Consider the following 22,032-nt stretch of genomic DNA (forward strand, 5'->3'; position numbering starts at 1 on the left):
CGGATGCCTAGGCCCGGGCAGAAGTGCTTGAGGCTGTGGGAAGCGAAGGTGCGATTCGACGGGACTGCCAAGGATTCGGGATCGAGGACAGAAGCAGTTTGGTGTAGTCGTGGCGGGTGTTGGTGAGCACCTCGTTCGTGCTACCCGTCTCGACGATCTTCCCTTCGTGGAGGACGAGTATTTCGTCCGCGATCAACCGTGCACTGAGCAGGTCATGGGTGATGTAGAGCATGGCGATGCCGTTGGAACGTGTGAGTTCGTTGAGGACCTGAAGGATTTCGGCACGAATGGACACATCGAGCATCGAAATGGGTTCGTCGGCGACGATGATTTCAGGCTGGGCGGCGAGGGCCCGTGCGATCACGACCCGCTGTCTCTGGCCGCCGGAGAGCTCGTGGGGCAGCCGGTCACGGTATTCGCTGGGCGGAGTCAGTCCGACTTGACCCAGAATCCTGTCCACTTGCTCCTGCACTTCGCTCCCGCGCAGCTTCCTGTGATTCACGAGGGGCCTGGAGATGGCGTAGCCCACGGAGGAAGCCGGGTTGAGCGCCTGAAAGGGGTCCTGGAAGATCAACTGGACTTTGCTCCGGTAGTTCCGGAGGGCGCGGCGCTTCAGCGAACCGACGTCGACGCCGGCAACGGTGACACGTCCGGAACTGGGCTTTTCAACTCCAGTGAGTATCCGCCCGATGGTCGTCTTACCGGATCCGCTTTGCCCTACGAGGGCCGTCACGGAGCCTTTCCTCAGCTCGAATCCAACGTCCACTACAGCGTGGTTCTCTGTGTGCTTCAGCCCTTTGCGCGTCGAGTAGGTCTTGTTCAGATCCTCGACCCTGCAGACCACTTCACCAGCGCCTGGAGCTGCGTGATGGACGTCAATCTGTTGGCCGACGTCATCAAAGATGGTCCGCTCGGGCAAAGGATCACTGTTTTCGGACCCGAAGAGCACGCATTTGATGGAGCGGTGTCCTGCCAAGGAGTCGATTTCCGCCGTCGGAATTCTTGGTTCCCGGCACTCCGGCGTGGCCAAGCCGCACCGGTCTGCAAAGGCACAACCGACCGGAACGGAGTCAAGACTCGGCGGGCGCCCCGGTATGTACCGAATATTGATTTCCGCGTCGCGGGGGTCAGCGTAGGAACCGAGTAGTCCGATCGTGTAGGGATGGGCCACTCCGGACAATGCGTCGCCGGCCGGGGAATTTTCGACGACCTCCCCGGCATACATGATCATCACCCGATCGGCCATTTCCATTACCGTGCCCAGGTCGTGGCTGATGAAGAGCACAGCGAATTTCATGTCCGCCTGCAAGGCCTTCAGCCTGGACAAGATTGACTTCTGGACCACGACGTCCAGCCCGGTAGTGGGTTCGTCGAAGACGATCAGATCCGGGGACAAAAGCAGGGACATTGCCAAAGCGATGCGTTGCTTCATACCGCCGGAGAGCTGATGGGGGTAGAAGTCGAGGTATTTGTGGTCGATGCTCACCAAGTCGAGGGATTTTTCGACCGTCATCTCCCGTTTGGCGTCAGAAGTTCCACGGTGGGCGGAAAAGACGTCCTCCATCTGGGCACGCACAGTCATCACCGGGTTCAGGGACGCCATGGAGGACTGGAAAACCGTCGAGATTTCAGACCACCGCAGGATCCGCAAGTCTTCCGCCGGAATGGTGAAGAGGTCCTTGCCTTTGTACAACAGCTCTCCGGAGGTGACTCTGGCTGTGGGGGTGAGGAGATTGAGAATTGCGTTGCCAAGGGTGGATTTGCCTGATCCGGATTCGCCAAGAAGACCAACGAATTCGCCAGGACGGATGTCGAATCCGACATTCCGGATGACTTGGCGGTCATCGCGGTACTTGGACACAAAGGAAATGTTCAGATCCTTTACGGTCAGGATCGGTTCATCAGTGCTGTTCGCGGCGGGCATCTTATTCCTCACGCAATTGCGGGTTCGATAGCGCGTCAATGCCGAAGTTGATCAGCGTGAGCGCGGTGATGAGCAAGGACAGGGCAAGCCCGGGTGCCAGGAGCCAGGCCCATTGTCCGGTCAACATGGCCCCGTTCGAATTGGCCCAGTAGGACATGCTCCCCCAACTCACCGTGGTCGGGTCACCCAGGCCAAGGAAGGACAATCCCGCCTCCGCACCGATGGCCCCGATGGCGGCGCCCATGAATCCAGCGACGACCAGCGAGACCATGTTGGGCACGAGCTCGCGGAAGACGATGCGCCACAGCCCGTCGCCGGAAAACCGTGCTGCCGTCACGAAGTCCTGGCTGCGCAACAGCAGGACCTGGGCACGCTTCATTCGGGCGCCCCAAGCCCAACCTGTCAGGGCGATCACGAAGATTATCAGGGACAGTCCGTGAACCGGCGAATACGCTGCGATGGTCACCATGAGCGGCAGGGCGGGGACCACGAGTGCCAGGTTGATGGAGAAGCTCAGGATCTCATCCACGACCCCTTGGAGCAGGCCCGCGACCAGACCGATGACCAGGGCGATCATTGTTACCACGACGCCTGCCAACAGTCCGACGATCAAAGAAACCTGGGCCCCGTACACCAGTTGGGAAAAGATGTCCTGGCCAAGGTTGGTGGTACCCAGGAGGTAGGCACCACCTGGCTGCAAGCCAGCGGGCAGAGTCGAGTTTTTCGGGTCGAAAGGGGCTATCACGGGAGCACAGACGGCCACCGCCACGAAGAGCGCCAGTATGACGATTCCGGTTCGCGCCTTGCCGTTTGACCAGACGACCTGCCAGCCGTTTCGGCGTTTGACGGTTTTCGCAGGCCGGTCGGGGGGAGTTTCCCTGGGGACCAGGGTTTCTACGTCGGTCATTACGAACTCTGCCTCCTAACGCGTGGGTCAAGAACACCGACGAGCACGTCGGCCAAGAAGTTGGCCAGCAGGACCGCCACTGTCGTGATGAGGAAAATCGCCTGAAGTAGCGGGAAATCCCGGTTGCCAATGGCGTCGTACATAAGTTTCCCCATCCCGGGGTAGGAGAAAATCTGCTCCACGATCAGGGTGCCGCCGAAGACACCGCCCAAGGAGATGGCGAAACCGGTGAAGTTGGGTAGCAAGGCGATCCGGGCCGCGTAGGTCCAGGCGACGCGCCGTTCCCTGAGCCCTTTCGCGACTGCGAGGCGGGTGTAGTCGCTTCCGAGGGACTGCACCATGTTGTTGCGCATGCCCAGGATCCATCCGATGGAACCAGTGATCAGCAGCGCAAGCGCCGGCAGGACCGCGTGGTAAGCCAGGTCAGCGACGAAGCCGCTGGAGAACGCGGGGACGATTTCGCCACTGTAAGCGCCGCCTTCTGGGAACCAGTGAAGCGTGTTCGCCAAGACGTAAATCAGCATCAGCGCGATCCAGAAGAACGGCAGGGTGCTCAGGAACGTAGATCCCAAGGAAATGAACGAGTCGATCTTGGTATTGCGCCGCCACGCGGCCCAGGCCCCAAGGCTTGTGCCTGCGACGAAGGCGATTATTTGGGTGACTCCCACGAGGGTCAAGGTATAGGGAAGCGCCTCGGCAATCATGTGGGTAACCGAATATGGAAAGTAACCGTAGCTGAGTCCGAAATCGCCGTGAATCAAAGCGTTCAGGTAGTCCCAGTACTGGTTCCAGAGGGAAGTGTCGGGTACACCGAGCATGAGCCGGATAGCGCGGATCTGTTCCGGATCGACCTGTTGGGCCTGACCGGCAAGTTTCTGCACGATTGCTTCGGCCGGATCTCCAGGCTGCAGGCGCGGAATCAGAAAATTCAGCGTCACTGCAGCCCAGAGAGTCAGCACAAACAATCCTGTCTTTCGCAGGAAGTAGAGCATCTGAAACGGATCCCGCTATTTGGCCGGGGTCAGGCGGGTCAGCCAAAGCAGCTGATCCCCAGGGTAGGCGTATGGGTCATCCTTGCTGGGCCAGCCAACGGCGTTGGCCGTCCGGTACTCGAACCAAACGGCGCCGTACCAGAGCGGAATCATTGGCATCTGGTTGACCATGATTTGTTGGATCTGGCCCACGATCTTGCGCTGGCTATCAGTGTCGGGGGCCGCGGCGAGCTCTTCGAGGAGCTTGTCGGTCTGCGGGTCCTGCCAGCGGGCAAAGTTACTGGACGCCTTCTGTCCCACAGGCGCGGTGAAGCTGCTCCCCAGCGGGAAAGCGAAGTTGCGGTACATGTTGCATTCCCCGCCTTGGACGCCGAAGACCATGTCATAGTTGCCGGTGGCCCGGGCGTCCTCAACTACTGACGGGGCCGGGGTCTGAACGTCCACTGAGATTCCAAGGTTTTTCATATCGTTCTGAAGCAATCCCGCAGCCTGAACCCAGTCGTTCCACCCCTGGGGGACTTTGAAGGACATGGCGAGCGGCTTGCCCTCAGGGTCAAGCCTGGCGCCCGAGGAATCCTTGATGTAGCCCGCAGCGGTGAGTGCCGCATCGGCTTTGGACGCGTCGAAAGCGATCATGCCCTTGTCTGCGATCGAAGGGTCAAGCCAAGGCTCTTGGATCGGAAGCTTCAGCCCCGTCTGGCTGGCCTGGGTCACGTATCCCAGCTCTGCTTTGTCAATCATGGCTTTGCGGTCGATGCCGCTCGAGATCGCCTTACGGAAGTTCACATCGTTGAACGGCTTCTTCGTCAGGTTCATATCGAGCGTGATCGATGATCCGGCAGGGAACCAGTATTTGTTGTGGGCAGGGTCCTTCTGTACGTATGCCTGGTCGATCTGGGGAATGAACATGGCGTTCGTGTCATAGCCGCCGTTGGCGAGTTTGAGCTGGTCTACTTGTCCGCCGCCGTCGGCCTTGGTGTACTGGATCTGTTCGACCTTGATCTTGTCTGCCTGCCAGTAGCCGGGGTTGCGCTTCATGGTCAGCTGGCGAGGGTTGAAGGTGCCTAATGCATAGGGGCCGGTGCCGACGGCGGTGTCATTGACGAACGTCTTCGGGTCTCCAGCAGATTCGAAAACATGCTGCGGAACGATGAGCTGCTCAGTTATCTGCTGCTGGTAGGGAATGCCGGAGGTATTGAACGTCATCACCACGGTGTTGCCGGTTGCCTTGACATCGGTGAGGACTTTCCACAGGCCGAAGCTGTCGATGGCCGGGTATTTTTTCATGAGGTTGAAAGTGAATGCGGCGTCTTCTGCGCTGAAAGCTTTGCCGTCGCTCCACTTGACGTTGTCGCGGATGTCAAAGGTGAGGGTTTTGGAGTCCTGCGACCAAGTCATTTTGGTCGCCAGATCCGGTACGCTATCGCAGTTCCCGTGGTTTGTGGTCATTAGCGATTCATAGACGAGATTGGTGCCGGAGAGTTTGTTGGGAGAAAATGGATTGAAGTTCACCTGAGGGTTCGAGCCTCCCCCGAAGTCTCCAAAATTCAATTGGGATATCATTCCCGCGTTGCCCGAGGACGTCCCGCTATTCACGGTTTGGGTGGGGCTGCACCCCGTCAGGGCCATGGCAAAACCCGTACACATCAGGACAAACTTGGTAGTTCTTTTCATATTCTTCCTTGAATAGTCTGGCCGAACCCGTGGACGTCAACATCCACAGCTCTGGCGAATGATCAGTTCCGTGGGGAGGCATGTGGATTCCACGCCGGTGGCCTGTAGGGCCGGCCGGGCGCGCTCAAGCAAGATTTCTGCCGCGCGCGCACCGATCTCATGGAACGGCTGTCGGGCCGTAGTGAGTGAGGGTGTGATCAGTGAAGCGAGTTCGATGTCATCGAACCCGGTCATCTTGAGGTCCCCGGGTACCGAGATGCCTGCAGCCGAGCAGGCCAGAAGTGCTCCGAGGGCAACTTCATCAGAGGCGCAGACGAGGCCTTGAGGACGCCCGCCGCGATCCAGAATTGACCGCATCGCCTTGAAGCCGCCCGCCTCGGTGAGACTGCACGGTTCAGCGGGCCGCCGAACCTCCACTTGAGCCTCGGTAAGGGCACTCTGGAATCCGCGCAGACGCTGTTGGACATCCGGCGACTGGGCGGCCTCACCGAGGAAGAGCAGGTCACGAAGGCCATGCTCCTCGATCAGATGCCTGGTCAGCCCCCGGACGGCCTCAAAGTTGGTGACGTTCACACTGTGAGTGGCAGCGTCGGGGTTTCCGGCAACGCGGACGATCGGCATCTTGTAGGCGGTCGTTGACACGATCTCGTCCCCAGCGAAGGACCCGAACACGCACATGCCGTCCACCCTGGTGGACAGGTCCTTCAACTGCGTCTGGAATCGGTCAGGATCCTGCGCGACCAGAACATGGAACGTGATACCGGTTCCGGCCAGCGTGGCTTCGAAGCCCTTGAGCAGACCGGCGAACAGTGCACCACCTAGACCGGGAAGGACCAACGCGAACGCGTTGTGACGCTTCAGCGCCAGGGCCTGACCCAGTCGACTGGGCTCGTAGCCCAAGCTCGTCAGGGCGGCGTTGACCCGGTTGAGTGTGTCCTCGGAAACCTTGGCATTTCCGGAAGTTACCCGTGACACTGTGGCCACTGACACCCCGGCCCTACGTGCTACGTCTCGGATCGTGATCGACGGCGTCATAACAACCCCCTTTCAAAATGTGATCTGCATCTCTAGTATGTAACCGGTTACATGACTATAAAGCGAACTTGGCATCCTGCCAAGAGGCAATCCGGCAACGTAAGGAACCAGTGAATCGATGACTGTTGAATTTGTTCGCCAACAGGTGGTGATCAACGGCAGGCCCACACTGGTCATCGCCGGCGAAGTCCATTACTTCCGGCTGGAGCGAAGTGAATGGCGAGGCCGTCTGGAACGGCTGGCGGCAGCCGGCGCCAACGCGGTCGCCACGTACATTCCCTGGCTTGTCCATGAACTTCCGGACGGAACCATCGATGTCGCGGGCACATCGGCGGATTGGCGAGATGTCGGGGCATTCCTGGACACGGCCCGGGAACTGGGTTTGTATGCCATTCCCCGGCCCGGTCCGTTCATCATGGCAGAACTGAAAAACGAAGGCATTCCCTACAGGCTCTACGGCATCGAGGGGACCCGCGCCCCCAGCTGGGGAGGGGCGGAAAACCCGACCAGGACCCTGGACTACTCCTCACCGGAATTCCTGGCCGAAGTGGAGGGCTGGTTCGCAGCCATCGTGCCGGTGCTGTCCGCCAGGCATATTGACCGGGGCGGGAACGTCATTGCCGTCCAGCTCGACAACGAAATCGGCATGCTCAGCTGGGTGTCCAATTCCCCGGACCTCTCCCCCGCGGTGGCCCGTGAGTTCTCGGCATGGCTGGCATCGCAATACGGGTCCGGGGAATTGACCGAACGGTACCCTCGGCTTCCTGCCGATCCCGTTGCGGCCGCAGCGTATATGCAAAGCGGCGGGGGTGGGGCGGGCGTCACCTTGGACCCTTCATCGGAGCATCGGTTGGCCCTGGACCTTGCGCGGTTTTCACGGCATCGCTTCCGAGCCTATTCCCGGATTCTCGTCGGCCTGGCGGAGAAGTACGGCTGCACGGGCGTCCCCTTCCTGATCAACATCCACGGCACCTCGGCGAACCGGGGTCGCACCTACCCCATCGGTATTTCCCAGCTGCTGGGGACCTGGGCCGGCGAGGAATCCATACTGGCTGGCTCGGACATGTACATAGGTGAGCTGACCACGGGAAACCTTCCGGACTTCGTCACCGGAAACCTCTTTGCGCACGCCACCCAGCCCGCCAACCAGCCCTTGGCGGCGCTTGAATTCGAAACCGGGAGCAGCGACTACGGAGAGGACCTGGCCAATCAGACCTCCCCGAATGCCACCGATCTCAAGACCCGGCTAGCCGTAGCCCTAGGCAACCGGATGCTGAACTACTACCTGTTCGCGGGCGGCCGTAACAAGCCCCTGGATACACCGGTCGGTGACGGCAACAACCGGGTCGCCTTCACCGGCGAACGCCATGGCTTCGCCGCTCCCCTCACACCTGAAGGCGAAACAACGCCTCACTATTTCGCCATCCAGGATGCCGCGCGAACGCTCAGAGCGTACGAGCGATGGATCTGCACCAGCCGACCTCGACGCACTGGGCTAAGCCTAGGATTCATTCCGGACCAGTACCTCACCGAATACCTTGTCCCCGGAGACAACTACGGCAAGAAGGTCCGGGAGGACCACGAACATTACCGGGGCATGGGGCCGCGGGATATCCTTGCCCGTGCCATGTCGTTGTCTTCATTGGATTTCAACGCGGTGAACCTCTCGACGCTTTCCGAGCTCGGCGCAACCAATGTCGCGGGCGAAATCCCGGAATCCACAACCACCCTGATGGTCGCAAGCGGGCACTATATGGCCGCCGATGTCCAGTCCAGACTTGGAGCATTTGCCCTTAATGGGGGGAACTTGCTTGTCGCCGGGGTGCTGCCGACCCATGACCTGGACGGCACGCCCTGCTCGGCCCTCTCCGATGCCTTGGGCATCGGGATCAGTGGAGAGGTTGGACGCCACCAGATCGATAGCTTTGGGATGGCCACCGAATATTACCCGTCCGTCAAGGTCGTCGGCGGTACAGGATTGCCGTCCCGGGCGGAAGTCCGGGTCGGTTCGGCCCAACTCTACGATGCCGAACGGGCGACAATCTTGCTGCGAGAGGTCCAGACCGGACAACCGTGCGCCGTCGAGGTCGCCGTCGGACGAGGCCGGGCAATTGTGTGGGGAGCGGATTATCCCTGCGATCTTGAGGTCCACAGGGAACTATTCCGGCGCCTGAATGCCACAGCAAGGGTGCAATTTTCGGAGTCCGCCCCGGGCCTGGTCGCCTACACGCAGGTGTCGGACGCCGATCAGTCTGAACTGCTGAGCATTTTCAACTTGGCGAGCTATCCGGTCACCACTGCCCTGACCGTAGACGAGGAGCGAGCGCTTGGGGGCGCGCAGATCAGCCTCCCGGCACGGAGCGGCATGCTGCTCGGCCGCAATCTGGACCTCGGCAACGGCCACAAGCTCGTGTGGTCCAGCGCCGAGCTGGTGGGCACTTCCGACACTGCGCTCACCTTCCGCCTACACGACGGCGACAACCTTGCGTGCTTGGAACACGATGGCGTCCGTTCCATCGTGGAACTCGATGGAACGGCCGGTTCGCGACCGTTGGAGGACCCGACCCGCTTCGCCACGATAACCCTCAGCCATCCCTACAGCCAGCAGACCCCCAACGGCCGTAATTTGCTCCACACACAACCCCGCAAACAAGAAAGGAACGACTGACTCATGTCGTACCAACCTGCCGAAAGCCGGTACCAATCAGCCGGACAGACCGCCATGCCCTATCGCAGAATCGGACGCAGCGGATTGCGTCTGCCAGCAGTATCGCTGGGTCTGTGGCACAACTTCGGAGACGAAAAGCCTTTCGAAACGCAACGGGCGATTCTGCGCCGCGCCTTCGATCTCGGAATAACCCACTTTGACCTCGCCAACAACTACGGAACCCCGGACGGCTCGGCCGAAACCAACTTCGGGCGGCACCTGAAAGACGACTTCTCTCCGTTCCGGGATGAACTGATCATCTCCACGAAAGCCGGCTACCGCATGTGGCCTGGACCGTACGGGGACGGCGGTTCCCGCAAGTATCTGCTCGCAAGCCTGGATCAGTCCCTCAAACGGATGGGACTGGAATACGTCGATATCTTCTACAGCCACCGTTTCGATCCCGATAGCCCCCTTGAGGAAACGATGGCCGCGCTGGACACCGCCGTGCGATCGGGACGCGCCCTCTATGCCGGCATTTCCAGCTACTCAGCGGAAAACACTGTCAAAGCCGCGAAAATCCTTCGGGAGCTGGGTACTCCCATGGTGATCCATCAGCCGAACTACAACATGGTTGACCGTTGGATCGAAAAGGGTGAACCAAGCCTTTTGGAAGTTCTAGAAGACGAAGGCGCGGGGACGATCGCGTTCGCACCCCTTGCAGGAGGCCTGCTCACTGAGCGCTACGCGCACGGCATCCCCAAGGATTCCCGCGCGGCGACGGGATTCTTCTCCGAATCCGCATTCACTGACCAGAAAATGACCGTCGTCCATGACCTCGCGGCCATCGCCGCCCGGCGCGGGCAGACTCTGGCACAGATGGCCATTGCCTGGGTATTGCGCGAGCAGGACAAGGGCGCGACGGTCGCGTCTGCCCTTGTAGGTGCCTCGAGCGTGAAGCAGCTCGAAGACAACGTTGCCTCTGTAACAATCCTTGATTTCCAAGCAGAAGAGTTGGCGATCATCGACGCGTTGCTCACAAGAAATCGAGTCCCGGCACACAACTGACCTCAGCAGCCGGCGCCCAAAGGATCAGCCACAAGACCAGATGAGATGTTCCCGGCCAGGACGCCATTCCTCTGGACGGGTGGGGCCAGTCGCGCCTAGGCTTGTTGTGTTGCCCCGGACCCCGGCAGCGCATCATCAGCGCATCCGAGGAGGCAACGCCTTGTCCTTAACCAACCAGCCTTCACCGTCGGTGCCCGCGTTCGCGATCCCGTCCCGACCTGCCCCGCCCGGGACCCGGATCAACAGCATCACAAGCAGCTACGCGAGCCTCCTGAGGACCGTCCGGGATGCAGGGTTGCTCTGGCGGTGCCAACGCTACTATCTCCTTCTGCTGACGATCCTGGCCGTGGTGGGGACGGGAATCTCGGTGGTGTTCTTCCTCTTGGGCGATACCTGGCTTCAGCTGGCTGTGGCAGGCGCCTACGGTGTCGTCTTCACACAGTTCGCCTTCCTCGGCCATGAAGCGGCGCATCAGCAAGTGTTCGCGTCCCGGCCCGCGAACGAGTGGACTGCACGCCTCATCGCCACACTGGTAGTGGGCATGAGTTACTCGTACTGGACCGACAAGCACTCACGGCACCACGCCCGCCCGAACATGGTCAATCAGGACCCGGACATCGCCCAGGGTGCGGTCATCTTCCACAACGAGATCCCCAGCGGCCGTGGAAGACTCGGCCGGGCCCTTGGCAAACACCAAGGATATCTACTCTTCCCTCTGCTCTTTTTCCTCGGATGGACGCTGCACATTGACTCGTTGAAGTACTTGCTCCGGCGCAGGCCGGTGAAGTACCGATGGCTTGAGCTGGCCCTCCTAGGTCTGCGCTTCGGTACCTATATCGGACTGATTTTCCTCGTCCTCTCCCCCGGCGTCGCCGTTGCATTCATCGCCGTGCAGCTCGCTGTGTTCGGGCTGTACATGGGAGGAAGTTTCGCGCCAAATCACAAAGGGATGCCGATCCTGCCCGAAAACAGCCGGGTGGACTTCCTTACACGGCAGGTTGTCACGTCCCGCAACATCGCCGGCGGACGATTCGTGACCTTGCTCATGGGCGGCCTCAACCACCAGATCGAACACCATTTGTTCCCGGATATGCCCCGCCCGCACCTGCGCGAGGTCCGCCAACTGGTCAAGGCCCACTGTGATGCGGCGGGGATCGCCTACACCGAAACGGGGCTGCTGCACTCGTACGCGATAGTGATCCGTTACCTCAACAGGGTCGGACTCAAAGCAGCGGACCCGTTCACCTGCCCCCTCGCTGGCCAATACCGACGCTAACCGACACACACACGGGCCGTGAGACCCGACCCGTTTCCCGCTGCAGCACAGTTGCTTGCCTAGAACTGGGTGGTGCCGCGGAGCCGGCGGGGACGGCCGTCGGGGTCCACGACCAGGCGGCTGATGGGATCCGCCCAGAGACGTTGGAGGGACGACACCGGTTCTGGGGTGTGGTGTCGCACGTGTCCGGTGGGGCGAGGCGAGCGGCGCCCGGTTTCGTGCCAGTGGTCGAGAGCGTCGGCGGTGCTGTTCCAAAGTTTGAGCCCAGGGGCAGGCTCGTGGAGTTGGGGATCGTTCTGGTCCAGGCCCAGGTGTTCGGCCCAGAGTTGGAGCCGGAGCCTGTGGGCCAACGGCCGGGAAGCGTCGTGGCCGGTCTCCGTGCCGGGCGGTTCCCCGTTGTCGGCAGTTGTGTCGATCACGGCGCAGGTGAGCTCGCTGTCGGTGGTCCAGGACCGGCGGTTGAAGTTGTCCGAGCCGCAGGTGAACCAGGTGTCGTCGATGATGCAGATCTTGGCGTGGACGTAGATCGGAGTTCCGGAGCTGTTCTCCAGGTCGAATACGCCGACCCTGCCGGGTGCTACCCGGCGCAGCATTCTGAGGGCGCGGAGTTGCCCGATCCGGCTAGGCGGTCCCGCTAGAGGACCGTCTGAGTCGGGGTAGCGGGGTACGACGGCGATCAGGTTCAAGTCGGGGTTCCGTTCGAGGGCCGCTGCGATTCCGGCCGCGACTTCTGTCGACCACAGGTACTGGTCCTCGATATAGATCAGCGAGCGGGCACGGGCGAAGGCTTTCGCGTAGCCGCGGGCAACGCTGCGTTCCCCCTCGGGTGCGAACGGGAACGGAGGACGTTTCACCCCGTAGGTGCGCAGCAGTTGGACCGCATGAGGGCCCGCCGGTGGTGGTGGCGGTGCAGTGGCCGGTAGCGGTTCGGGGTGCCGGGGCATTCGGGCCAGACGTTGCAGCAGTATCCGGTACGGAGTGCGTCGGTCCAAGGGATGGGGGTCGTTCCACCGTTCAGCGAACACTGCCAGCACGTCTGCGACCACGGGGCCACGCAGTTCGAGGGCGGCGTCGTGCCACGGGGGTCGCTTCCCGTACCGGGAATCCATGGTCACCGCTTGCGGGTCTCCCGCGTGGTCGGCGTCGTCCCGACGGCCGTGGGAAAGATCGAGCCCGCCAACGAACGCGACGTCCCGTGACGGATCGTCACGACGGCGGATGACGAACATTTTCTGGTGATGGGAGCCGAACAGGCGTACACGCTGATCCAACAGCACCTCTCCGCCGGCGTCGTTGATCTTACGACTCATGAGCTCGTTGGATCGGCCGCTCATCGGGGCCGATACGCGCTCTCCGTGGGATCTCCAGACAAGGCCCCGCACTTCCACCCCCGCGCGGGCCAACCCCGCGAGCAAGTTCCCTATCGACGGTCCGTCCGCCAACAGCCGCTCGTCGGCGTCGCCCCGCCAGTCTGTGAACCACACCCTGTCTCCCGCCTGCAGGGAACTGAGCTCCTCATGCAGGCGGGCGAAGTATGTCGCGCCATGAATCAGGGGCCGCACAAGGTTGCCGTGCGACCAGGATGGCGATCCGGCAATGCCCGCGTGAATGTCTGTGGCAAGATTCCCGCGCTCAGCGCGACTCAGGAACCACGTACCAGCATCACTGTCCACTCAGTGCTCCTTTCAGGGGCCCAGGCCAGGGCGCTAGTGTCCGGTCTCCAAATAGCCTACGACTGTTCTGGCTAATGCCACCGCCCAGGTCGTAGGCTCGCGGCACTGCAGGATCATCCGCCGCGGAGACGCCCCGGTAGCGCGGAAAGGTAAGCTTACTGATCAAACATGTGCGCGATGGAAAGGCGGAAGACGATGGGTGTTCACCCGCAAGGCACGTCAGACCACGAGTCGGCCGGAGGCAAAGCCGAACTCGCCGACGACCGGTTCGTCGGGAACACTGATCTGGCCCGGTGGAAGACCCCCGCCGGCAGGTGGCTTGCCGCCCGCGCACAACGCCTCAGCACCCGTCTCGGCCCGTACGGTGTGCTGATCCTGATCCTGGCTGCCGGAGCCATAGTCGCATCACTGCTGGCCTTCACGACTGGCTGGGTGTACGAGGCAGTGACAGAAGCAGATGGCGTGGCCGCCCTGGACCACCCGGTCCTGGAGGCAGCGATGACCATGCGCAGCCCCGCACTGGACGCCGCAGCCACTGCCTACACCGATCTGGGCGGAGGAATCGGGATGCCGATCCTGGCCGTGATCGCCACCGCCGTGCTGGTCCTCCGGCGCCGCTCCTGGACCCCGGCGATCCTTATTGTGACCGCCGCGGCCGGCTCCCTGTCCATGACCATCGCTGGCAAGCAACTCATCGGCCGCGCCCGGCCCCCGCTCAGCGACGCCGTGCCTCCCTACGAGTATTCCCCCTCGTTTCCCAGCGGGCATTCGCTGAACTCGTTCGTGATCGCCGGAATCATCGCCTACGTGATCATCCTGCGTTTCCACTCCCCCCGGGCCCGCGCCTGGACAGTGACCGCAGCGGCCCTCTTCGCCCTGACCATCGGCCTAAGCCGGGTGTTCCTGGGCCACCACTGGCTCACCGATGTCCTGGCGGCCTGGACCCTCGGCGCCGCCTGGCTGGTGGTGGTCATCACTGCCCACCGCCTTTACCTCACAGCCCGAAAGACTGAAAAGCTCAACCACTCCCTGGGCGAGACTCCGGGCGGATGAAAGCAAGGAGAGCGCAGTAGATGAACAGGTTGAGCTTGAGCTACCGGACCACTACAGCGCCGACCCGATAGACGTCAGCGCGGGCGCGACGGTGCCCGCGTAGGTATTCGCGGGGCGCTCCAGGCCGTAGTGCTCTCTCAGCGTCCGGCCGCTGTATTCGGTGCGGAACAGGCCGCGGTCCTGCAGGATGGGGACCACCTGGTCCACGAATGTCTCGAGCCCCGAGGGCAATACGGGCGGCATGATGTTGAAGCCGTCCGCGGCGCCCCCGTCGAACCAGTCCTGGATGGCGTCCGCCACCTGGACCGGGGTGCCGGTGAAGGTCCGGTGACCGCGGCCACCGCCCAGGCGCCCGATTAGTTCACGGACAGTGAGCTTCTCGCGGCGGGCGAGCTGGACGATCAGAGAGTAGCGGCTCTTGGCGCCCTCTATCTCGTCTTCGCTGGGCAGGTTGTCCGGCAGCGGGCGGTCAAGGGGCAGGTCCTCAGGGGCGACGCGCAGGGTCTTGGCCAGTTGGATCCGCGCGTATTCGGGCTTGATCAGCCGGTCCAGTTCCCGTTCCAGCGCCCGGGCCTCCTCCTCGGTTGACCCGATGACCGGAACGATGCCGGGAAGGATCTTGATGGTTTCCGGATCACGTCCCGCAGCGGCGGTGCGGGCTTTGAGGTCCCGATAGAAGTCCTGCGCGTCCGTGAGGGTCTGGTGGGCGGTGAACACGGCGTCGGCGTACCGGGCGGCGAGGTCCTTGCCGTTCTCCGACGAGCCTGCCTGGACAATGAGCGGGTGCCCCTGCGGTGGGCGAGGCACGTTGAGCGGGCCGCGGACCTTGAAGTGCTTCCCTTCGTGGTCGACGGTGCGGATCCGCTCCGAGTCGGCCCAGACGCCGTCGGCTTTGTCCGCGAGGACGGCGTCGTCCTCCCAGCTGTCCCAGAGCTTCTGTGCTACCTCGATGAACTCGGCGGCACGCTCGTACCGGACCGCGTGGGCGGGCTGGTCGTCCACGCCGAAGTTGCGGGCGGCGTCGGGCCCGGCAGTGGTGACCACGTTCCACCCCGCGCGACCGCCGCTGACCCAATCCACGGACGCGAAGCGCCGGGCCAAGTTGAACGGCTCGTTGTAGGTGGTGGAGGCGGTGGCGATCAGCCCGATGTGCTCTGTTGCGCCGGCGATTGCGGTCAGGAGCACGGTGGGCTCAAGCTTCCCGGCCGGACGGCGGCCCACCTCGCCGAACAGGACCGGCGAATCGGCGAAGAAGATTGAGTCCAGTTTGCCGCGTTCGGCCGTGCGGGCCAGCTGCTTGTAGTGCTCCACGTTGGTGTTGGAGCGCGGATCGCTTTCCGGCAGCCGCCACGAGGCCTCGTGGTGGCCGGTGCTCATCAAAAAGGCGTTGAGGTGGAGAGTGCGCTGGGCAGAACTGGAAACCGGGGAACTGAAATTCGGCGAACTCATGGAGGTGCTCCTTGGATGTCAAGTTGGGTTTGGGGGAGGGCCCTACCTAAGCACGGTCCCCACCGCGTTGGCCAGCACCCGCAATGGAAGCTAAACGGGACGAAACCGGGCTACTTATGACGCCTTGGAACGCCAGCGGATTGTGTCTCCGCATTGCCTGGAATTGCGGGGCATTTCGCCGGATTTCCCCCGGTTTCCCGGCGTTTCCAGGCGTTACTGCCGGGCTTCCCCTGCCCCGTAGAGATGCGCTTACATCGTTCCGACCGGCAGTTCGGTCTACCCGATAACCGTGATCTACCCCAGACCAAGTCCGGACCAACGAATCCACTCCCCCAGAAAGTAGCTCCCATGAAACTGCACCAGCCCCTGCTAAGCGTCGCGGCCGCCGTCGTACTTGCGCTGACGGTGACCGGCTGCGGCGGCAATGCCCAAGCAGGAGGCCAAACAGCCGGCCAATCGGAGGTCAAGGAACTCCGTTACCAAGGTTCTGCCAACAGCGTCGGCCTTCCCGAACTGGCGGCGGACCTCGGCTATCTGGGTGACATGAAACTCAACTGGGTTGGCAACACCACCAGCGGCCCGCAGGACATCCAGTCGGCGGCCACCAACCAGACCGACTTCGGCGGCGCGTTCGCCGGAGCCGTGGTGAAGCTGATCGAGGCAGGCGCTCCTGTGACCGCCGTCGTCAACTATTACGGCGAAGACGCGAAGACCTTCAACGGCTTCTACGTCAAAACGGACAGCCCCATCAAATCCGCCAAGGACCTGATCGGCAAGAAAATCGCCGTCAATACCCTGGGTGCCCACTACGAAGCGGTCATCAACACGTACCTCAGCAAGAACGGCCTTAGCCAGGACGACATAAAGCAAGTACAGCTTGTCCCGCTGGCGCCCAACGACACCGAGGAAGCCGTCCGCAGGGGTCAGGTTGATGTCGGAACTTTGGGAGGCGTCCTGCAGGACCATGCCGTCGCCGCCGGTGGCCTGCGCTCGCTCTTCAACGACTACGAACTCTTCGGCACCTTCGCCGGCGGACAGATCGTGCTCCGCAACGACTTCATCGAAAAGAACCCGAACACCGCGCGGACCTTCACCACAGGCGTGGCCAAGGCCATCAAGTGGGAGACCGAGACGCCTCGCGACGAAGTGATCGCGCGCTTCAAGAAGATCATCGACGCCCGCGGACGCAATGAAAGCACCGCGAACCTGCAGTACTGGAAGAGCCCAGGCGTACCCGACAACGGCGTGATCAAGGACGAGGACTTCACCCGCTGGTCTTCGTGGCTGAAGGGTTCGGGGATTGTCAAGACCGATCTCACGCCGTCGAAGTACTACAGCAACAAGTTAAACGAACTCGCAACAACAGCGAAGAAGGGATAGTGATGACCGCCAAGATCAGCCTCCGCAGCGTCACCAGGCAGTTCGTTGTCCGCCCGGCCAGGGGCTCCAAGGCCAGCGCAAAAGAACCCACGACTCTGACCGCCCTTCATTCCCTGAGCCTGGACGTGCGTGACGGCGAGTTCCTCACCCTGGTGGGGCCAAGTGGTTCCGGCAAGACCACCTTGCTGGACCTCCTGGCTGGCCTGTCCACACCCACCTCCGGCGAGGTATTGGTGGACGGCCGGCCGGTGACGGGACCCGGGAAGGACCGTGCCGTGGTTTTCCAGCAATACGCATTGTTTCCCTGGCGAACGGCGTCGGCCAACGTGTCGATCGGGCTCGAAGGCAAAGGCCCGGACGGACGCAAGCTCAATCGCCGCGAACGTGCCGCCAAGGCAAGCGAATACCTCAAACTGGTCGGCCTGGCCGGCTTCGAAGACCGCTTCCCGCATGAGCTATCTGGCGGCATGAAACAGCGCGTGGCCATTGCCCGGAGCCTCGCCTACGAGCCCGATGTGCTCCTCATGGACGAACCCTTCGCCGCATTGGACGCCCAGACCCGCGAGCAACTCCAGGACGAGCTCCTGCGGATCTGGCGGGCCACGGGCAAGACGATCGTCTTCATCACCCACGGCATCGACGAGGCCGTGTATTTGGGGCAGCGCGTCGCCGTCCTCAGCGCCCGTCCCGGACGGCTCAAGGAAATCGTGGACGTGGACATTCCGGACCGCGACGGCGAGGACGACATCCGCTCGCATCCCGCCTTCGTCGAGCAACGGCACAAGGTCTGGACCTTGTTGCACGATGAAGTCCGTCTGGCCCAGGACGCCGGCCACCGCAAGATCCTGCCGGACGGCACAGCCCCGGATGAAGCGCCGGCAGCCGCCGGCACACACGAATCAACACTCGAAAGGAGCGCAGCCTGATGACCACAACACTCGCGCAACAGCCCGCGGCGAGCGCCGCACCTAATCAAGCTCCCGTCGTCGGGCACTCCATCCCCGCGGAGAAGGAGCGTCGGAGCACGACGGCGACACTCGCCTTTTTGCGGGCGGCCGCCGCCCGCGCCGGTTCCGGCCTGTGGAAGGCCGCAGGAATCCTTGCGTTCCTGGCTCTCTGGGAACTCGGGCCGACATATCTGGCCAGCCCCTCAACCCGGGTATTCCTGCCGCCCTTGCACGAGGTCCTGGCAGCGTGGGGCAAGCTGTTCGAATCCGGCACCATCCAAGGGCATTTGGCCGCGAGCCTCACCCGTTCTGTAACGGGATTCGGCGCGGCCCTCGTGGCTGGCGTATCCCTCGGTCTGCTGATCGCCTGGTACGGACGGCTCAATTCCGTGCTGAACCCGCTCCTGGAACTGTTCCGCAACACTGCCGCGCTTGCCCTGCTGCCCGTCTTTACACTGCTGCTGGGAATCGGCGAGGAGTCCAAGATCAGCATCGTGGCGTACGCGGCGTTCTTTCCAGTCCTGCTGAACACGATCGCCGGCGTGAAGACCGTGGATCCGCTGCTCATCCGGGCCGCGAAGTCGCTCGGCCTCTCGAGCCTCGCGCTGTTCCGGAAGGTGATCCTGCCCTCTGCGGTGCCCACCATTTTTACGGGTATCCGGATGGCCGGCACGGCATCCATTTTGGTGTTGATCGCCGCCGAAATGGTGGGTGCAAAGGCCGGACTCGGCTACTTGATCGTGAATGCCCAGAGCAGTTTTCTCATCCCGGACATGTACGCCGGGATCCTCACGGTGTCCCTGCTGGGTTTGGCCGTGAATTTCCTCCTCGTAGCCCTGGAACGGCACTTCTCCCGTTGGCGCACCGCCGTCGGGGCCGGTTCCTGACCACCAATCCATCCAATAACAACCAGAAAAGGAACAAAAAATGTCCGTCGTTACCGAAACCAAGCTGGAATTCGCCAAACTCGGCTCCCGCATCGGCGCCGAAATCCGCGGCTTCGACCTCAGCGGCGATCTCTCCCCGGAAACCGTGGGGCAGATCCGGGCCGCGCTCAACGAACACAAGGCCCTCGTCTTCCGGGAAGCCAACATTCTCAGCGATGAGGCCCAGGTGAAATTCGCCAGCCATTTCGGCCCGCTCACCACTGCGCATCCGACCGTGGCCTCCGTGGAGGGCGAAGCGAACGTGCTCCCCGTGGACAGCGAGAACGGTTCAGCCAACAATTGGCACACCGACGTCACGTTCGTGGTCAACCCGCCGCAGGCTTCCACCCTGCGCAGCATCGATCTTCCGTCGTATGGGGGCGAAACCCTGATTGCGTCATCGGCGGGAGCGTACGCGGACCTGCCGGACGAGCTCCGGAACTTCGCGAACACCCTCTGGGCGATCCACACCAACGACTACGACTACTCCGTGCCGAAGAACCTGGAACATGAGAACGCCGATGAACGCCGCAAGGAATTCACCCGCATCAAGTTCGAAACCGCCCACCCCGTGGTGCGTGTCCACCCCCTGACCGGCGAGCGCGGATTGTTCATTGGGGGCTTCGCGCAGCGTCTGCGGATCGTGGGGCTTTCCAACACGGAGTCGAAGGACATCATCCGGTTGCTGCAGGCCTACGTCACCCGTCCGGAGAACGTGGTGCGCGTCAATTGGGAGCCGAACCAGCTGGTGCTCTTCGACAACCGCATCACCCAGCACTACGCGCCCGACAACTACGACGGCCAGCCCCGCAAGCTCAACCGCGTGACCATTGCCGGCGACATCCCGGTGGGCGTGGAAGGCAAGCCGAGCCAGTCGATCCAGGGGGATTCGTCCGCCTATTCCCCGACGGTTCCCACGCCACTCAACTAGTCCGTCGCAAACCCCAGACGCGGTGCCCGGGCCTTCAGGCCCGGGCACCGGCCGGCTTTCGGCTCAGGAATACCACTGCCACTCAGGGGGCGCCCAGCCCGACGGAACCTGATGGTTGTCCCGGGTACCGCATCTGGCACAGCTGTAGCTTGCCGACGGCGGCCGCAATCCGCTGCCATCGACCGCATAGACCGCTGGAACATACTCATGGAAGGTCAAAGGAAACCCTGGGCCGCACCGCCCACAAGCCGGTACCCTGGGCAGCGCTACGGGAACACAGGGACGATGAGTGACCAATCGATGTCCAGCACGAGCAAGCGTCATGTTTCTCCCTCACGTCTTCATCAGTCGGGAATCGGCGTCGGCCAGATCCCGCGTTCAAGTTCACGCCTGAACGCCCACATCGTTCGTCTGAACCCAACGGGGCAGCCAGCGGGTAGTGGCTCAAAACTTATGTCAGGATTCCCTCAAGGGCCATGGGCGAGTCAGAAGAGAGGGTTCGCAATCAGTTATGCAGTCGGCAGAGGAAACTGTTGCCTGCATCACATCCTGCGTTTAGTCTTTGTTCCGGGCCGCAGCGTCGCGGCTCCAGATCGGAAGAGGACTCATGACCGAAAAGATCCGGCTTCTCGTGAGAATGAACATCGACGGTGCCCAAGTCCGCATCACAGCCCATGGGCATCTAACCTCCCGGAGCATCCACGCCCTTTATGTCGTCGTGAGGCGGGCCAACGCCCTCATGCATGGTCTGGCCCTTGAAATCGACGTTACCGGGGCCAACGTCGACGCCGCCGCCATGGAAGCACTGCGCCGTTGCTCGCAATCCCGCCGCCTTCCGGCCCTAATCGATCCCCAGCAGTCAGATGTCAACATCGGTGTCCGGTCATCCGCTGACGCTGTGATTGCCGCCTGACCGCCCCCTGACCTGTCCTGGCGGGTGAGAACGTTCTTGAGCAGGATGACGGTCCGTTGCGCCTGGATCCTGCGGCCGTGACTCGTGTCCGAACTCGACCCCGCAGGCACGCTGCTGGGGCGGAAGCGGTCACTTTGGTCGAGGGATCGTCCTTCTGCATTTCCTTGCCGAATGGGACATCCATGCCGAACACCCGGACGATAAGAAATCACGAATTGAAGTAGAGATCACTCGGCGTGAAGGTTACTGGAATCGAGCCGACGACCCCTCCGGGTCAAAAACTAAGAGCCAGACCACCCACAATGCTAAATCCGCAGGTCAAAGCCACAATCGGAGCCCCCTGTCGGATTCGAACCGACGACCCCCGCTTTAGCCATGGGCGCCCCGATGCCCTTGGAATCTGTGGATTTTCGCCCGGATTCTAAGGGTTTTTGCAGGCAACGATGGGTGATGAATTGTCATTGCTTGCCGCTGATTAGGGTGAGTTAAAGGTGAGTCGGTTGCAATGGCGGTCCCCCAGTAATGCCCGCCTCGGCGAACTGCCTCGGAAAGTCTGGACGATAACGGAGACTCTTAGCGCGGCAGACCGGCGCCGCTCCTGCACCGTTACCCGGATACTCGCCGGGTGAGAATAGCAATCTGTTTCGGTACCACTTTTCTGTTTAATCGCAGTTTGAGTGGGGCCCACCTTAGCTGGCGGCTTGTTGGGCCAGAGGGTGCGCGAGGCGGTAGTGGTCGGTTCCTGTTTCGATGATGGTGCCTTGGCTGTCACTTCCTCCCACTGTCACCACCAGTTTCCGGAGACGGATCCGTCCTCCATGTCTTGGCGTGCCTGGACTATCTCATCGAAGACGTAAGTCCTGCCGATGGGTACGGTAACTTGACCGGATTCCACCGCGTCCAAGAATTCTTGGAGGATTTCCGGTGGCTAGTTCGACTCGGTGACCAGTTTCGGGATGATCCGTGGCGGGCATGTGGCGAATGCGATCCTCGGGGCGTTGCAGGTCGCAGGCAACGGCGATCTCGCCAGCTGGACCATCCCAGGTCAGCTCGTGAAAGACATGGGTGGCGCGATGGACTTGGCCGCCGGCACTCCGCGCGTGGTGGTCGTGGTCACCGACCACGTCTCGCAAGACGACACCCCGAAGATCGTCGCCGAACGCGACCTTCCGCTCACCGGCGCGGGCATCATCGACCGCATCATCAGCGACCCGCCCTCGCGGAGCAGAACCAGACA

General features: G+C 62.2%; 17 protein-coding genes and 1 pseudogene. 10 read left to right on the forward strand and 8 right to left on the reverse strand.

Annotated elements, in window-relative coordinates:
- Positions 1-7 precede the first annotated feature (7 nt).
- From OOZ51_RS12930 to OOZ51_RS12950, 5 genes are read right to left on the reverse strand one after another with little or no spacing between them, the layout of a single operon-like run.
- Positions 8-1,924 carry an ABC transporter ATP-binding protein gene (locus OOZ51_RS12930; RefSeq protein ID WP_265980049.1) on the reverse strand — a complete coding sequence of 639 codons (1,917 nt, stop codon included), beginning with the start codon at positions 1,922-1,924 and terminating at the stop codon, positions 8-10.
- A gap of 1 nt (position 1,925) precedes the next feature.
- Positions 1,926-2,831 carry an ABC transporter permease gene (locus OOZ51_RS12935; RefSeq protein ID WP_265980050.1) on the reverse strand — a complete coding sequence of 302 codons (906 nt, stop codon included), beginning with the start codon at positions 2,829-2,831 and terminating at the stop codon, positions 1,926-1,928.
- The gene (locus OOZ51_RS12940; RefSeq protein ID WP_265980051.1) at positions 2,831-3,823 is read right to left on the reverse strand and encodes an ABC transporter permease; all 993 of its coding nucleotides are present in this window, start codon (positions 3,821-3,823) and stop codon (positions 2,831-2,833) included. The genes OOZ51_RS12935 and OOZ51_RS12940 overlap by 1 nt, the downstream gene beginning before the upstream one ends.
- A gap of 15 nt (positions 3,824-3,838) precedes the next feature.
- A complete protein-coding gene (locus tag OOZ51_RS12945; protein ID WP_323054750.1) occupies positions 3,839-5,497 on the reverse strand; it encodes an ABC transporter substrate-binding protein in 1,659 nt (552 codons plus the stop codon).
- Between the two features lie 36 nt (positions 5,498-5,533).
- The gene (locus tag OOZ51_RS12950; protein ID WP_265980054.1) at positions 5,534-6,532 is read right to left on the reverse strand and encodes a LacI family DNA-binding transcriptional regulator; all 999 of its coding nucleotides are present in this window, start codon (positions 6,530-6,532) and stop codon (positions 5,534-5,536) included.
- A 118-nt stretch (positions 6,533-6,650) separates the two neighbouring features.
- Between OOZ51_RS12950 and OOZ51_RS12955 the strand changes: the two genes are divergently transcribed.
- Genes OOZ51_RS12955 through OOZ51_RS12965 form a run of 3 tightly spaced genes read left to right on the forward strand, consistent with a single transcriptional unit; the run spans position 6,651 to position 11,523 of the window.
- Entirely contained in the window at positions 6,651-9,200 is a 2,550-nt protein-coding gene (locus OOZ51_RS12955; protein WP_265980055.1) for a beta-galactosidase, read from the forward strand.
- A 3-nt stretch (positions 9,201-9,203) separates the two neighbouring features.
- Complete coding sequence (locus OOZ51_RS12960; RefSeq protein ID WP_265980056.1) at positions 9,204-10,247, forward strand: aldo/keto reductase; 1,044 nt, start codon at positions 9,204-9,206, stop codon at positions 10,245-10,247.
- Between the two features lie 40 nt (positions 10,248-10,287).
- Positions 10,288-11,523: a fatty acid desaturase family protein gene (locus OOZ51_RS12965; RefSeq protein ID WP_416346381.1), complete on the forward strand. Its 1,236-nt coding sequence runs from the start codon at positions 10,288-10,290 to the stop codon at positions 11,521-11,523.
- A 59-nt stretch (positions 11,524-11,582) separates the two neighbouring features.
- Here OOZ51_RS12965 and OOZ51_RS12970 read toward each other — a convergent pair whose 3' ends face one another.
- Positions 11,583-13,196, reverse strand: a complete 1,614-nt coding sequence (locus OOZ51_RS12970) for a phospholipase D family protein (RefSeq protein ID WP_265980058.1) — start codon at positions 13,194-13,196, stop codon at positions 11,583-11,585.
- 195 nt (positions 13,197-13,391) lie between these two features.
- Here OOZ51_RS12970 and OOZ51_RS12975 point away from each other — a divergent pair, with 195 nt between their 5' ends.
- Complete coding sequence (locus OOZ51_RS12975; RefSeq protein ID WP_265980060.1) at positions 13,392-14,249, forward strand: phosphatase PAP2 family protein; 858 nt, start codon at positions 13,392-13,394, stop codon at positions 14,247-14,249.
- Positions 14,250-14,300: 51 nt separating this feature from the next.
- On the opposite strand, the gene OOZ51_RS12980 is transcribed toward OOZ51_RS12975, so the two are convergent.
- Positions 14,301-15,698 carry an LLM class flavin-dependent oxidoreductase gene (locus tag OOZ51_RS12980; protein WP_265980062.1) on the reverse strand — a complete coding sequence of 466 codons (1,398 nt, stop codon included), beginning with the start codon at positions 15,696-15,698 and terminating at the stop codon, positions 14,301-14,303.
- A gap of 348 nt (positions 15,699-16,046) precedes the next feature.
- Between OOZ51_RS12980 and OOZ51_RS12985 the strand changes: the two genes are divergently transcribed.
- From OOZ51_RS12985 to OOZ51_RS13005, 5 genes are all read left to right on the forward strand, one after another.
- Complete coding sequence (locus OOZ51_RS12985; protein WP_265980063.1) at positions 16,047-17,078, forward strand: ABC transporter substrate-binding protein; 1,032 nt, start codon at positions 16,047-16,049, stop codon at positions 17,076-17,078.
- Between the two features lie 2 nt (positions 17,079-17,080).
- A complete protein-coding gene (locus tag OOZ51_RS12990; RefSeq protein WP_265980064.1) occupies positions 17,081-18,004 on the forward strand; it encodes an ABC transporter ATP-binding protein in 924 nt (307 codons plus the stop codon).
- On the forward strand, positions 18,004-18,912 hold the full coding sequence (locus OOZ51_RS12995) for an ABC transporter permease (protein WP_265980065.1): 909 nt from the start codon (positions 18,004-18,006) through the stop codon (positions 18,910-18,912). Before OOZ51_RS12990 ends, OOZ51_RS12995 begins: the two co-directional genes overlap by 1 nt.
- Before the next feature lie 40 nt (positions 18,913-18,952).
- Positions 18,953-19,882, forward strand: a complete 930-nt coding sequence (locus OOZ51_RS13000) for a TauD/TfdA dioxygenase family protein (RefSeq protein WP_265980066.1) — start codon at positions 18,953-18,955, stop codon at positions 19,880-19,882.
- A 607-nt stretch (positions 19,883-20,489) separates the two neighbouring features.
- The gene (locus tag OOZ51_RS13005) at positions 20,490-20,795 is read left to right on the forward strand and encodes a hypothetical protein (protein ID WP_265980068.1); all 306 of its coding nucleotides are present in this window, start codon (positions 20,490-20,492) and stop codon (positions 20,793-20,795) included.
- Positions 20,796-21,579: 784 nt separating this feature from the next.
- Here the strand turns inward: OOZ51_RS13005 and OOZ51_RS13010 are convergent.
- Positions 21,580-21,714: a zinc-binding dehydrogenase gene (locus OOZ51_RS13010; protein WP_265980154.1), complete on the reverse strand. Its 135-nt coding sequence runs from the start codon at positions 21,712-21,714 to the stop codon at positions 21,580-21,582.
- 13 nt (positions 21,715-21,727) lie between these two features.
- Between OOZ51_RS13010 and OOZ51_RS13015 the strand changes: the two are divergent.
- Positions 21,728-22,006 (forward strand): annotated as a pseudogene (locus OOZ51_RS13015) (CoA-transferase); the annotation flags it as partial.
- Between the last annotated feature and the right edge of the window lie 26 nt (positions 22,007-22,032).

Origin of the sequence: Arthrobacter rhizophilus, assembly GCF_026241105.1 — a bacterium.
GTDB lineage: Bacteria > Actinomycetota > Actinomycetes > Actinomycetales > Micrococcaceae > Arthrobacter.